This is a genomic window from Enterocloster sp. OA13 (assembly GCF_022440595.1).
GTDB lineage: Bacteria > Bacillota > Clostridia > Lachnospirales > Lachnospiraceae > Enterocloster > Enterocloster hominis.
In genome coordinates this window covers 2513261-2528314 of record NZ_JAKNTF010000001.1, presented here as the reverse complement: position 1 = coordinate 2528314, position 15054 = coordinate 2513261, and the positions used below count along the sequence as shown (strand labels likewise).

The following is a 15054-nucleotide window of genomic DNA, read 5'->3' as shown; positions in this document are numbered from 1 at the left end:
ATATAAGGAGATTACTTTATGGGATTTTCATTAGATATAAGCGTACCTGTCCTGACCGTATTCCTTCAGGGCCTGGTCAGTTTCTTCTCACCATGCGTGCTTCCGCTTTTACCCCTGTATATCGGGTATCTGTCAGGCGGCACCGGAAAACGCGGGGAGGACGGACGCATCCACTATGAGCGGAAAAAAGTCATGCTCCACACCCTGTGTTTTGTGATTGGCGTAAGCTTTGCGTTTTTCCTGCTGGGATTCGGCTTTTCAGCCATGGGAAGCTTCTTTAAAAGCAACCAGCTGATGTTTGCCAGGATCGGCGGCATCCTGGTGGTGCTCTTCGGACTGTACCAGCTGGGATTTTTCGGAACCTCCCAGGTGTTGGGCAGGGAGCGGAGGCTGCCGTTTAAGCTGGATGCCCTGGCAATGTCGCCGTTCACGGCCCTGCTCATGGGATTTACCTTCAGCTTCGCATGGACGCCATGCGTGGGTCCGGCCCTGGCCAGCGTGCTGCTGATGGCAGCCTCTGCAAGCACCAAGGCAATGGCTTTTGGACTGATTGGTGTGTATACCATCGGTTTCGTCCTTCCGTTCCTGGCAGTGGGTCTGTTCACGACCACGCTTCTGGAGTTCTTTAAGACACATGTGAATGTGGTGAAGTACACGGTTAAGGCGGGAGGCGTCCTGATGCTGATCATGGGACTTCTGATGTTCACAGGCAGGATGAATGCCGTGACCGGATACCTTTCCACATTCCAGGCGCCTTTTAGCACATCAGCTGATAAAACAGCCGGCGGCAATGGCGGTGATGATTCCCGGGAAAAGGGTGCTGCGGACGAAGGCATGCAGGAAGCAGAAGCTGGTACCGGCGCTGCAGATGAAAGCATGCAGGAAGCAGAAGCTGCCACCAGCGCTGCAGATGCAGGTTCAGCAGAGAGGTCCTCTGACGATACAGGGACAGGCCAGGACGGGACGGCGGCGGAAAACCAGGGAGCCGGACAGGATAATGAAACGGCATCTGACGGCGCCGCAGATGAGCAGACGCTTCCGGCCATTGATTTCACCCTGACGGACCAGTATGGGAATATCCACACCCTGTCGGATTACAAAGGAAAGACAGTGTTCCTTAACTTCTGGGCAACCTGGTGTCCGCCGTGCCGCGCTGAGATGCCGGATATACAGAAATTATATGAAACCTATGAAACAGAAGGGGATGACGCTCTGGTGGTACTGGGAATCGCCGCTCCGGGAATGGGAAGCGAGCGCTCTGAGGAAGGGATTAAGGATTTCCTGAATGAACACGGATATACCTACCCTGTGCTGATGGATACCACAGGCGATATCTTCATGAACTACGGTGTATTTTCCTATCCGACCACGTTCATGATTGACAAGGATGGAAATGTATTCGGATATGCCAGCGGACAGCTGAGTGAAGATATGATGAAAAGCATAATCAAACAGACAATGGAAGGAAAGCGGAGTTAAAGACATGAAAAGAGGCAGGGGCAGAAGGAACCGTAACAAAAGAATAAGACATATGTGGCGCAAGACTTGGTTATTGTCAGCGCTGGCAGCTGCCGCTGTAATATACGGAATCGTGGAATTGAGGACGGGAAAGGAGAAGACGGCAGAGAATGCACAGGTAAGTGTGAAGATGCCGTCCTCCGGTTCCGTTGCAGCAAGGAGCCTGGCCGATGACAGGAACAGCAGTGCCGGGGACGGCATGGAACAGGAACAGGGCCCACAGGAGTGGAGTATCCGGGTAGTGGATGTTAATGATACGGAAATGATTGAGATTCCGGCCAGATGGTATCAGGAAAAGGATGATGCGCTTATAAGGGAATCCCTGGAAAAAGAAGCTTCCCGGATTGCTGCAAAATGGAACCGGGATCCGGTAGATTCCCAGATGGAAGCATTTGATAAGGATACAGGCACTTACCTTTATTCAGATGAGGTGTATGGGCGGGCGCTGGATGAAGGCAGGCTGGCAGAGGAACTGTTCCAGGCAGTCAGGGCATGGAAGCAGGAAAATGCACAGGGCAGAGGACAGGAAGAAGGAAACGGGCAGGAGAATGCCCGGCCCGATGCGACAGTACAGGCGTCATTCCTGTCGGTTGCCCCGGTAAGGACAAAGGCCCAGGCAAAGGAGCAGTATAAGGTCATAGGCACATTTTCCACCACCACCACCAGCAATAAGAACAGGAACCAGAACATCCGCCTGGCAGCGGACGCCATTGACGGGCTTGTGCTAAAACCGGGTGAGGAGTTTTCATTTAACATGGCAACCGGGAACCGTACCAGTGATAAGGGATACCAGCCAGCGGGCGCGTACCGGAACGGGGTGCTGATTGAGGAGCCGGGCGGAGGCGTATGCCAGGTTTCCACCACCCTGTACCATGCAATCATCCAGTCGGGTTTTAAGACCACGGAACGCAATTTCCACAGCTTTGCCCCCAGCTATATTGAAAAGGGGCAGGATGCCATGGTCAGCTTTGATGGCTACGCAGGCCCGGACCTTCGGTTTGTCAATACAGGCAGCACATCCATCGGACTGAGGGCAGCGTTTGCAGATAACAAACTGAAACTGTCAATCGTGGGACTGCCGGTACTGGAGGACGGAAAAACCATATCCATGCGCTCAGAGAAGGTTAAAGACCTGGAGCCGCCGGAGCCGTTATATGAGGAGAATCCTGAACTGGCTTACGGGGAGGAGCGGATAATCGAACAGGCACAGCCAGGCTCTGTGTGGAAGACATACCGCCAGATAAAGAAGAATGGTGAGCTGCTGGAAGAGACAGCGCTGCACACCAGCACGTATAAGGCAAAGGCTGCAAAGATACAGCGGAATTCCGCCGCAGTGCCCCCTGAGGAGACATCAGGACAGGAGAACGCAGACCAGGGCGCCGTGACCCAGGGAAATGAGACTCAGGACGGGACCGGGCTTCCAGCGGAAAGCCAGGAGATTGTAATCCAGAGCATGCCGGCCCAGGGAGTGCCGGACCTTAACCTGGCCGGACCGGGCAGTGGGGAATGATAAAATATTCTCTGGAATATGGAAAAAACCAGTGCATTTTTCTGGAATTAATGGTATTATTTACAAAGATGTACCAGATGTTTTGATGTGAAAGGGGAGTAGTGATAAAGTGACAAGCGAATTTACAATTGCAGTCCATGCATTGGTTTTTCTCAACCATAAGGCCCAGGTATATTCCAGTGAGGGATTGGCAGAAAACGTCTGTACCAATGCAGCGAGAATCCGCAAAGTCATGGCAAAGCTTAAAAAGGCTGACTTAGTGAAGACAAAGGAGGGCGTGGACGGCGGATACCTGTTCCACCGGGACAGCCGGGAGATAACCCTGTCCATGGTGGCGGAGGCCCTTGACACCCCGTTTGTGACAGTGTCATGGAAAAGCGGGGATCCTCATATGAGCTGCATGATTGCCTCAGGCATGGCCGGAGTGATGGATGAATTATATGGTGATTTGGACCGTTGCTGCAGGGAGCGGCTGAGTCACGTAACAATAGCTGATTTAGACCAAAGGATATTTGGGAAAGGCGCAGCGGCGATGACCGGGTAATTCCGGCCAGGCCGCAGCGCCTTTATATTTTTCAGGAACAGGTTGGGAATGGAATCCGCTACCGGTATGAAAAGGCTTATGATCCGCAGAAGCCGGGTCCGTGAAGCTGCGGCTGCTGAATGAGACAGATTTGGAAATAATGTTCGGTAGTATAAGGGACCGCATTTCCCCGCATAGGGCGGACGGCTTGCAAAACAGGCCAAGTCATGAGATAATAGGAAAATCGGAAAAGACATAAGAGGAGTGAGTGGATGATGAAAAAACTGCGGGGATTATTCAGGATCATATTTGGGCGGACGGCATTTGTAATCCTGTTCATGGCCATACAGCTGGGTATCCTGTTTGGGGTGTTCAGATGGCTGGAGGATTATGTCCATATCATATATGCGGTATCCATCCTGCTCAGCGCAGGCGTCATCATATATATTTTCAATGAACCTATCAATTCCAGCTTTAAGATGGCGTGGATCGTACCGGTACTGGTAATCCCGGTATTCGGGGTGCTGCTTTATATCTTTGTCCAGATGCAGTTTCAGACCAAGCTTCTGGCCAGGCGTCTCAGGAGTACCATAAAGTCCACGGCGCCCTATCTGAATCAGGACATGGCGGTACAGGAGAAAATCAGGAGGTCCAGCCAGAGGAGCAGCCATCTGATTGATTATATGAAGGATTATGCGGGATATCCTGTATATGAAAATACCTCCGTGGAGTATTTTCCTCTGGGAGAGGATAAATTCGAGGCCCTGAAGCGGGAGCTGAGGGCTGCCAGGCATTTCATCTTCATGGAGTATTTTATTGTGGAGCGGGGATATATGTGGGACAGTATCCTGGAAATCCTGGAAGAAAAGGTAAAGGAAGGCGTGGAGGTCCGCGTCATGTATGACGGGATGTGCTGCCTGATGCTGCTGCCGTACCGGTATCCCAGGGTACTGGAGGGCAAGGGAATCAGGTGCAAGATGTTCTCACCCATCAGGCCGACCCTGTCCACCTACCAGAATAACCGTGACCACCGCAAGATTGTCGTGATTGACGGCCAGACCGCATTCACAGGCGGGGTGAACCTGGCGGATGAGTACATTAACAGGAAGGTGAGGTTCGGCCATTGGAAGGATACGGCCGTGATGCTTAAAGGGGACGCGGTCAACAGTTTCACCATGATGTTCCTGCAGATGTGGAACGTGACGGAGAGGGAACAGGATGACTTTGGCCGCTATGTACTGCCCAGAGGCGCTGCAGAAACGGGCGAAGGGGAGACAGGCGGATTCGTCCTTCCCTATGGGGACAGCCCCATGGACCGTGAACAGGTTGGGGAGAGGGTCTATCTGGATATCCTGAACCAGGCCAAGAATTACGTCCATATCATGACGCCTTACCTGATACTGGATGACGAGATGGAAAATGCGCTCTGCTATGCTGCGAAGCGCGGCATTGACGTGACCATCATCATGCCCCATATCCCGGATAAGAAGTATGCGTATCTTCTGGCAAGGACCTATTATCCTGAACTGATTGAGGCAGGGGTGAAGATATACGAATATACGCCGGGGTTCGTACACGCCAAGGTATTTGTCAGCGATGATGAGAAGGCGGTGGTAGGGACCATTAACCTGGATTTCAGAAGCCTGTATCTGCATTTTGAATGCGCCACATATATATACCGGAACCCTGTGGTACTGGATGTGGAAAAGGATTATCAGGATACCCTGCGCAAATGCAGCCGGATTACTATGGAGAATTGCAGGGATTATAGCTGGGGCGGCAAGAAACTGGGGCGCCTGATGCGGTTGGTTGCTCCGTTGATGTGAGAGGAGCGGGTGTTTTTTTTCATGGGGGACGTCCGGGGAACGGGCCAGGGTGGGCCTTGTGCCCGGGGGCGGGCGGTGCCGGGGAGGCCTTCGGGCATTGGCGGTCCGGACGCCAAGTTCCGGAGGGGCAGCTTCTAAGGCCCTGACAGTATAAAAGATGGGGGACCGGTGCTATTCGCTGAGAAATCCTGAAGGACTTTCTCAGCTCAGAGCACCTTGGACTTATGCTTTGATGCATTCGTCCACCCCCATCTTTTATACTGCCAGGACCTAAGAAGCTGCACCCTCCTCCACTATGCGCCCGGACCGCCAATGCCCGAAGGCCTCCCCGCCGCCGCCCACCCCCAGACACAAGCCCCGCCCTGGCCCGCTCCCCGGACTGGTAATTCCAGCCATGACGTACGAAAAAACACCCGCTCTGGAAGTAGGATAGATTTTTGGGTATTGGCAAAGTCTGTCAGTTCTAAGTATCCATATCCCCCCTTTTTTTCTATGTACAACATATAAAGAAACTGTCATTACGTCAAATCATACCACACCTTTAATGCACATGTCATTTCACTAAAGGATCCCCCTGGGTTTGCGGCACAATTCCCCGACGCAGATTTAAGCGATGCAGAAGCGAAGGAAAAACGTAGCGGGTGAGTGGAATGGGGATGGGGGCTGTGGATGCATCTACAGGGACGTGTGGGTCTTAGGCTGAGGGAAACGGTGCTAAGAGGCTGGCGCCCTTGTCTGAGCCCAACATCCAGATGGCTGGTGATACCTAAGCGCGAGTTCGGCAGCCAGCCTCTTGTCCAGCGCCGTTTTCCTCAGCCTTAGAGCCACTAGTCCCGCAGCCGTATCCGCAGCCCCCATCCCCATTCCACTCACGGACGGAACCACCCCCGCCCTTCTGCCCTTAAAAAAAGTCCACCCCATCACAAAATAAACACATTCTAATGATAAAGTATGAGAAAATAATCCATTCCACTAATCTGAGAGGAGCAATAAAACTATGAACAGACGATGCACAGCCTGCCGGTATCTTGGCGGTTCACTTGCATTTATCACTGCATTTACCCAGGCAGCACCTATCACAGTGATGGCCAATACATCATCTGCTAATTTTGACATGCGTAAGCAGGTGGTCAGCCTGACCGGAATCCTGAACGTGACGGATTATACGGAACAGGTCACCAGGGGGGAGTTTGCGAGGATGCTGGTCCATGCTTCCAGTTACCGTGAGAACCTTCCGGTTTCCAATGTCTCTGTGTTTGCGGATGTCCCGTCAACGGATCCCAATGCGGTTTATATCAGGATTGCCGCATCCCAGGGATGGATGAGCGGATTCCTGGGCGGGCTGTTTAAGCCCGGTGAGTACATAACCTACAGGGATGCTGTGAAGGCGGCCCTGACCATGCTGGGGTATACGGATGAGGATTTTACCGGGGATCTGGCGTCTTCGCGCATTTCCAAGTTCAATTACCTGGAGCTTAATGAAGAGGTGAGCCGGCAGCCGGAGGAGGTGTTGAACCAGACGGACTGCATGAACATATTCTATAACCTGCTGAAGACCAAAAAAAAGGATAGCAATGAGATATATGGCGCGGTCCTTGACTGTGAACTGAATTCAGATGGGGAAATCAATCCCATCACCATCCTGGATGACGAGCGCAAAGGACCGATCCTGGTGCGCAAGGGCTTCAGTGTGGCACAGTCCGTACCCTTTGACACTGATAATGCCAATGTGTTCCTTAACGGTGTGGCCAGCACACTGGCGAATGTGAAGTCATCCCAGCAGGAGGCGGGATTTGCGGTTATTTACTATAATGTGAAGTCAAAGACCATATGGGCGTATACTACCAGGGGCTGGGACGAGGATGACCTGGAGGGGAATAATGCGTATGCACTTTTAAAGGGAGAGGTCAAGAACATATATTATAAGTCAACGGATGTGATGACACCCACTTCCATCCGTCTGGAAATCGACGAGGACAATTCGGACGGTGATTTTGATGATGCTTCCGTGGATGAGAACGGATACCTGACCATTAACCTGGATTCCTCTGAGCTTCAGTACCTGTTCTCCATCTATGGCTCCATCGAGGTGGGGGATGAGGTTGTGATGGTGTGCAATAAGAGCGGTTCCACTTATACGGCAGTAGACGCAATCGAATATTAATGGTTGAGGTGCAGGATGGAAGAGAAGAAAAAGGGCCTGGCGCATTTAGCGGGACAGATACCGTTTCCCGGAAAAAAGGGCCGGGATCATACAGGAAGTGACAATGAAGGAAGCCGGGACAAAACCGGTAAGAAAGCAGGGAAATCCAAAGGGAAGAAGCGGAAATGGCTGAAGCCGGTCCTGGTGCTCCTTCTGATTGGGGCCGCCATAATGGTCATCCTGGTGCGGCGCAGCATGAAGGCATCGGCGGCAGCGGCCGGCGCCCAGACGCAGAATACGGCGGTTGTGGAAAAGAGGAGCATTTCCTCGGAACTGTCATCCTCCGGCACACTGGCGGCAAAGGATACATATAACATTACTTCCATGGTGGAAGGCGAGGTGCTTTCCGCTGATTTTGAGGAAGGGGACCAGGTGGAAAAGGACCAGGTCCTTTATGAGATTGATAAGTCCAGCATGGAATCGGAACTGACCAGCGCCACCAATTCCCTGACCAGGGCACAGACCTCCTATGAGGATGCCAGGGAAGATTATGAGGATGCGCTCAGTGATTACAGCGGCAATACATACAAGGCCACGGACACGGGCTATATTAAGGAGTTATACATACACGTGGGCGATAAGGTGGGTGGCAGCACCAAGCTTGCGGATGTCTATAGCGACGATGTGATGGAAATCAGGATTCCCTTCCTGTCCGGCGAGGCAGCCCTCATTGGACCTGGTTCGCCAGCCGTTCTCACCCTGACTGATACGGGGGAGCAGCTGGCAGGCGCGGTCAAGGCGGTTGCAAACCAGGATATTACCCTGACCGGGGGACGTATCGTAAGGAATGTGACCATCACTGTAACCAATCCGGGCGGTCTTACCACTACGATGAAGGCCACGGCGCAGATTGGGGAATTTGTGGGCAGTGAGGACGGCGCATTTGAGGCGTCCGTGGACACCACCATGAACGCGGACCTGTCCACCAGTGTGGAGGTTGAGGCCCTTCTGGTGAACGAAGGGGACTATGTGACAAAGGGGACCCCCCTGTTCAGAATGACGGAAAAGTCAGCGGATAAGCTGGTGCGCAGTTACAAGGACGCACTGGACAAGGCAGAGGAAAGCGTGGAGTCGGCCCAGAACAAACTGGACAGCAGCCAGGATAATTATGATAACTATACCATAACAGCACCCATATCCGGACAGGTCATTGCCAAGAACTTCAAGGTGGGGGACAATATCACAAAGAACAGTTCGAGCACAACGGTCCTGGCTACCATTTATGATTTGTCCAGCCTGACCTTTGAGATGTCCATTGATGAGCTGGATATCCAGAAGGTGAAGGTGGGGCAGAAGGTGGTCATTACGGCGGATGCCATGGAGGGGCAGACATTTTCAGGCACCGTTACCAATGTAAGCCTGGAAAGTACGTATTCCAACGGCGTCAGCACCTACCCGGTGACCGTGACAATGGATGAGATGGGCGATTTGATTCCAGGTATGAATGTGGATGGGATCATTACCCTTGAAGAAGCTTCGGATGTGCTTACGGTTCCGGTGGATGCCCTGATGCGCGGAAACCAGGTTTATGTAAAGGATGAGACCGTGACGGAGCAGCAGGGTCCGGTTCCGGCCGGGTTCCGGGCGGTAAAGGTGGAAACCGGGCTTACCAATGATTCCTATGTGGAAATCAGGAGCGGGCTTTCAGAAGGGGATGTGGTCTATGTGGCCGAGTCCAGCAAGAACAGCGGCAGCAGCTTCATGATGATGCGGGAAGGCGGCATGGGCGGAGGCATGGGCGGCCCGTCAGGCGGCGGAAACCGGAGTAATGGCGGAGGAAGCAGCCGCAGCGGCGGTATGGGCGGAGCCAGATAAAATGCCATCCGGTTACCCTGTGGCGGCTGGACAAACAATAATGAATCTATCTGAGAAAAATGATAAGGAGCCGGATTAACATGGATGACAGGCAGCAGGACGGACCGTTGATTGAACTTAGGAATATCCATAAGATATATTATCTGGGCGGCGAGGAAGTGCGGGCCAACGATGATATCAACCTGACCATACACAGAGGCGAGTTCGTGGCCATCGTGGGAAAGTCGGGAAGCGGGAAATCCACCCTGATGAATATAATAGGCGCGCTGGATGTGCCTACGGATGGCGAATACCTGCTGGGAGGCGAGGACGTGGGCGTCATGAGCGACAGGCAGCTGGCCCATATACGCAACAAGATGATTGGTTTCATTTTCCAGCAGTATAACCTTCTTCCCAAACTGAACCTTCTGGAAAATGTGGAACTTCCCCTGTTGTATGCCGGGGTGGGGAGCAGCGAGCGCCGTGAACGGGCCATGGCATCCCTTAAAAAGGTGGGATTGGAGGAAAAATGGAGGAACATGCCAAACCAGCTTTCCGGCGGCCAGCAGCAAAGGGTTTCCATTGCACGCGCCCTGGCGGGAAGCCCGTCCTTGATCCTGGCGGATGAGCCTACAGGCGCGCTGGACTCCAAAACCAGCCGGGATGTGCTTAATTTCCTGAAACAGTTAAATGAAGAGGGCAATACCATTGTCATGATTACCCATGACAATTCCATTGCAATGGAAGCAAGGCGCGTGGTGCGCATTACAGACGGACAGATTAATTTTGATGGGGATGTGAAAGACTATGCTGCAATCATTCAAGCTGGCAATTAAAAGTATATGGGGCAACAAGATGCGTTCTTTCCTTACCATGCTGGGCATCATCATTGGTGTTGCGGCTGTCATCATCCTGGTAAGCCTGGTCAACGGCTACATGGGCAGCGTGGTGGAGAGCTTTGCCAGCATGGGCGTGAACCAGATTAACGTGAATGTTACCAACTTAAGCTCCAGGTCCTTAAGCGTGGACCAGATGTATGGGTTTTACGAGGACAACACGGATCTGTTCGGCGGGCTGAGCCCCAACGTGACCCTTAATTCCACGGTCAAGCACGGGACCGACACCATGTCCAGCACCAGCGTGGCGGGCCGCAGTGAACAGTATCTGGATATCAAGGACTACGACCTTAAGTTAGGGCGCAATATTTCCTATGCGGATATTGCATCCAGGCAGAAGGTCTGTGTCATTGGGGCATATGTTGCCCAGGAACTTTACGGCAGCAGTGAGAAGGCCCTTGATGAAACCATAAAGATAGATGGGTATGCGTTTAAGATTGTAGGCGTGGTGGAAGCCCAGGAAGAGGATGGCATGGAAGACGGGGGAACCGATGACTTCATATGGCTGCCTTACAGTGTTGCCGTCAAGATGTCCAGGAACGCCAATATCAGCAACTATACCTTTACGGCCCTGGACACCACCAAGGCAAATGAGTGCAAGACTGCCATTGAAAACCATCTCTATGGGATATTCAAGGACGATGACCTGTACCGTGTGACCGCCATGAGCGAGATGCTGGATTCCCTCAATGACCAGATTGCCATGATGAGCGGCATGCTGGGCGGGATTGCAGGCATTTCCCTGCTGGTGGCCGGCGTGGGCGTCATGAATATCATGCTGGTGTCTGTCACGGAGCGCACCAGGGAAATCGGCATAAGGAAGTCCCTGGGCGCTGACAAAGGCACCATCATGCGCCAGTTTGTCATAGAAGCTGCCGTGACCAGTTCCCTGGGGGGCGTGGTGGGAATCCTGATTGGCTGCGTTGCAACCACCCTGGTGGGGACGGCCGTGGGGATATCGGCAACGCCCACGCCGGCAGCCGTCATCATATCCTTCAGCGTGTCGGTGGGGATCGGGCTGCTGTTCGGTTATATGCCTGCTAACCGGGCAGCTAACTTAAATCCCATTGATGCCCTCAGGAGCGAGTAGGATTTTGTATTAGATGAGAAACATTGCGCAAAGGTCTTGAAGGAACCACCCATTTCCATATATAGTTAAATTGTTTATGAAAATTTTATATTTAACAAAGGATAGGGAAATGAGTATGAAAGATTTAACACCACAGCTGTTTCTGTCCATGAAACAGTATTCCAGCAAGCAATTCACAGCAGATGTGATATCAGGCATCATCGTGGCAATCATTGCGCTGCCATTGTCCATCGCCCTGGCCCTTGCTTCGGGCGTGACGCCGGAGCAGGGCCTTTATACTGCCATTGTGGCTGGCTTCATCATCTCCTTTTTAGGAGGCAGCAAGGTCCAGATTGCAGGCCCCACCGCTGCATTTGCGACCATCGTGGCCGGGATTGTCCTGAAAAACGGCATGGAAGGCCTGGCTGTCGCCACCATACTGGCCGGCATCCTGCTGATTGTCATGGGCGTGCTGCGCCTGGGGAGCCTGATACGGTTCATACCGTATACCATCACGACCGGATTCACAACAGGCATAGCCGTTACCATTTTCATCGGCCAGATTAAGGACTTCATGGGGATTACCTTTTTACATTCCCCGGTGGAGACAATGGAAAAACTCAGGGAAGTCCTTGCATGCATGGATACCTTAAACCCCATGGCAGTGCTCATAGGCGCACTGTCCCTGGCAATCCTCATCATATGGCCCAGATTCGTCAAAAAGATTCCCCCGTCCCTCGTGGCCGTCATTGCGGCGGCGGCCCTTGTGAAGGGGCTGGACCTGAAGGTGAATACCATTGGGGACCTGTACACCATATCCTCCAGCCTGCCGGTGTTCCATATGCCCCATATTACATTTGGCCTGATCCAGAAGGTGATGCCGGATGCCCTGACCATTGCAGTGCTGGCTGCCATTGAATCCCTTTTATCCTGCGTGGTGGCCGATGGCATGGTGGGAGGAAAGCACAACTCCAATATGGAGCTTATTGCCCAGGGCGCAGGCAATGCTGCATCCGCTTTGTTTGGCGGGATCCCGGCAACAGGGGCCATTGCCAGGACGGCTGCCAATATCAAGAACGGGGGACGCACACCGGTGGCCGGCATGGTCCATTCCGTGGTACTGCTTCTGGTGCTTATCTTCCTGATGCCCTATGCGGCCCTGATTCCCATGCCCGCCATTGCCGCCATCCTCTTCATGGTTGCATATAATATGAGCGAGTGGAGGGAATTCATTGATGTGGTGAAAACCTCGCCTAAAAGTGACGCGGCAGTGCTGTTAATCACATTTTTCCTGACCGTGGTCTTTGACCTTGTGCTGGCCATCGGCGTGGGGCTTGTGCTGGCCTCCCTGCTGTTCATGAAACGGATGGCGGACGTGTCCGATATCTATGGATGGAAGTATGCGGAGGATTACAGGGAAGGGGAGGACGGGGAGCGGATTGACTTAAAGCCGGTCCCCGCGCATGTGATGGTATTCGAGGTCAGCGGCCCCATGTTCTTTGGCGCGGCGGACAAGATTGCCCAGATACCCCTTGATTCCAGGAAGAATGTGCTGATACTCAGGATGCGCAGCGTTCCGGCCATGGATGCCACGGCCCTCAACAGCCTTAAGAAGCTTAATGGGCGCTGCAGGAAAGCGCATGTGACCATGATCCTGTCCCATGTCAATGAACAGCCCATGTCCGTCATGGCCAAGTCGGGCTTTGACCGGGAAATCGGACATGATAATATCTGCGCCTCCATAGATGCGGCCCTTCTGCGCGCCTCTGCCATTGACAGGAGCAGTGGATCAGTATAGACTGGAAATGACCGGGCAGATGGAAAGAAGCTATGCCCACGGGCATAAACCCATGCTGCCGGGAATAGATTGTCAATACGAGAACGCGAAAAGAGGATATAGGATGAAAGTCATCGACATGCACTGTGATACCATATCTGAATTACATAAGGACCATCTGAAGGGAGGCAGCGCCTCCATACTGGAGAACAGCCTGATGATAGACCTTAAGAAAATGCAGGCAGGGGATTACGGACTCCAGAATTTTGCACTGTTCACCAGCCTGGAACGGGCGGAGGGAAAACCATTTGAATACTGCATGGGCCTTCTGGACACATTTTATACGGAGATGGAGGCGCACAGTGACATGATCGGCATCGTGCGGTCCTACCGGGATATTGAGGACAACTGGAAGAAGGGGAAGATGTCGGCCTTACTGACCATCGAGGAGGGCGGCGTATGCCAGGGCAGCCTTAGGTTCCTGCGCGATTTCTACCGTCTGGGTGTCAGGATGATGACCCTGACCTGGAATTTCCCCAATGAACTGGGATTCCCCAACAAAAGGGAACGGCGTGAGGATGGGACCACCTGTGTGGTGCCGGACAGGTCCAATGGCCTGACCGGGACCGGGATTGGGTTTGTGGAGGAGATGGAGCGCCTGGGCATGATCATAGATGTATCCCATCTGAACGATGCAGGCATATGGGATGTGTTCAGGCATACGAAGAAGCCGTTTGTGGCCAGCCATTCCAATGCAAGGGCAGTGGCTTCCCATCCAAGGAACATGACCGATGACATGATACGGGAACTGTCCAACCGGGGCGGCGTCATGGGAATCAATTACTATACCTGTTTCTTAAGGGATTTTGGAAAGGATGAGGCAATGGTCAGCCGGGTATCCTATATGGTGGAACACATGAAGCACATCCGTAAGGTGGGAGGAATCGGCTGTCTTGGGCTGGGGTCGGATTTTGACGGCATTGAATGCGAACTGGAGATGAAGGACGCGTCCATGGTGCCCATGCTGGCGGATGCCATGAAGCGGGAAGGGTTCAGCCAGTCCGATATAGAGGCTGTATTTTACAAAAATGTGCTTCGCGTTTACAGGGAAATCCTCTGATTTGAAAAATTTACGCGGATTTTACATTCCTATGGAGCGGATTTTACTTGCATTTGGTATGCTGTTTACATAGAACAGGCAGGCATGCCGGGAAAGGCGGATAAGCGGAGAATGGAGAAGATTTACATCATAGAGGATGATGAGAATATAAGGAACCTGTTAAAGATTGCCCTGGAGGGATTCGGTTACGGCTCTGAGGGGTTTGAGACAGCGGAAGAGGGCCTTAAACGGATGAAGGAGGAACAGCCGGACATGGCTATCTTTGACTGGATGCTTCCCGGGATGGATGGAATCACGGCCATTAAGCAGGTGCGGCAGACCGACGGCCTTAAGGACATCCCCATCATGCTGCTGACGGCCAAGGAAAAGGAACTGGATAAGGTCATAGGGCTGGACTGCGGCGCGGATGATTACATGGTGAAGCCCTTCGGGGTGCTGGAACTTTCCGCCCGCATCCGCAGCCTGCTGCGCAGAACAAGGCGCGAGGAGTCCAGGGACGTCCTGTCCTATCAGGGGATATCGGTAAACCGTAAGACAAGGGAGGTAATCAGCAGCGGGCATCCGTGCGAGCTTACCTTAAAGGAATTCGAACTCCTGGTCTATCTGCTGGAAAACCAGTCCCGGGTGGTTACCAGGGATGAACTGTTAAACCGGATATGGGGCTACGAATACGACGGGGAGACACGGACCCTGGATATGCACATCCGCACCCTGCGCCAGAAGCTGGGCGATGAGGGCGGTTCCTGTATCAAGACGGTCCGGGGCGTGGGCTACCGCGTCATCAAGGCGGATGCTTAGTGGGAATGGAACAAAGGAGG

The 15054-nt window shown here is 53.0% G+C and carries 11 protein-coding genes; all 11 read left to right on the top strand.

Annotated elements, in window-relative coordinates; translation table 11 throughout:
- Positions 1–18: 18 nt before the first annotated feature.
- The 11 genes from MCJ35_RS11260 (at position 19) to MCJ35_RS11210 (ending at position 15034) form a co-directional block, all read left to right on the top strand.
- Positions 19–1479, top strand: coding sequence for a redoxin domain-containing protein (locus tag MCJ35_RS11260; RefSeq protein WP_240299482.1), 1461 nt, complete (start codon positions 19–21; stop codon positions 1477–1479).
- Between the two features lie 4 nt (positions 1480–1483).
- The gene (locus tag MCJ35_RS11255) at positions 1484–3028 is read left to right on the top strand and encodes a VanW family protein (protein ID WP_025487089.1); all 1545 of its coding nucleotides are present in this window, start codon (positions 1484–1486) and stop codon (positions 3026–3028) included.
- Between the two features lie 109 nt (positions 3029–3137).
- Positions 3138–3572: an RrF2 family transcriptional regulator gene (locus MCJ35_RS11250; protein WP_025487090.1), complete on the top strand. Its 435-nt coding sequence runs from the start codon at positions 3138–3140 to the stop codon at positions 3570–3572.
- A 254-nt stretch (positions 3573–3826) separates the two neighbouring features.
- Positions 3827–5377 (top strand): cardiolipin synthase, encoded by a 1551-nt coding sequence (gene cls / locus MCJ35_RS11245; RefSeq protein ID WP_025487091.1) that lies wholly within the window; start codon positions 3827–3829, stop codon positions 5375–5377.
- A 997-nt stretch (positions 5378–6374) separates the two neighbouring features.
- Positions 6375–7541 (top strand): S-layer homology domain-containing protein, encoded by a 1167-nt coding sequence (locus MCJ35_RS11240; RefSeq protein ID WP_008716497.1) that lies wholly within the window; start codon positions 6375–6377, stop codon positions 7539–7541.
- A 210-nt stretch (positions 7542–7751) separates the two neighbouring features.
- Positions 7752–9395, top strand: coding sequence for an efflux RND transporter periplasmic adaptor subunit (locus tag MCJ35_RS11235; protein ID WP_488473319.1), 1644 nt, complete (start codon positions 7752–7754; stop codon positions 9393–9395).
- Positions 9396–9475: 80 nt separating this feature from the next.
- A complete protein-coding gene (locus MCJ35_RS11230; protein WP_025487093.1) occupies positions 9476–10210 on the top strand; it encodes an ABC transporter ATP-binding protein in 735 nt (244 codons plus the stop codon).
- Positions 10182–11360, top strand: coding sequence for an ABC transporter permease (locus MCJ35_RS11225; protein WP_130790097.1), 1179 nt, complete (start codon positions 10182–10184; stop codon positions 11358–11360). Before MCJ35_RS11230 ends, MCJ35_RS11225 begins: the two co-directional genes overlap by 29 nt.
- Positions 11361–11475: 115 nt before the next feature.
- A complete protein-coding gene (locus tag MCJ35_RS11220; protein WP_025487094.1) occupies positions 11476–13137 on the top strand; it encodes a SulP family inorganic anion transporter in 1662 nt (553 codons plus the stop codon).
- Between the two features lie 103 nt (positions 13138–13240).
- Positions 13241–14236, top strand: a complete 996-nt coding sequence (locus MCJ35_RS11215; protein ID WP_025487095.1) for a dipeptidase — start codon at positions 13241–13243, stop codon at positions 14234–14236.
- A 111-nt stretch (positions 14237–14347) separates the two neighbouring features.
- Positions 14348–15034, top strand: coding sequence for a response regulator transcription factor (locus tag MCJ35_RS11210; RefSeq protein WP_025487096.1), 687 nt, complete (start codon positions 14348–14350; stop codon positions 15032–15034).
- Positions 15035–15054: the final 20 nt, after the last annotated feature.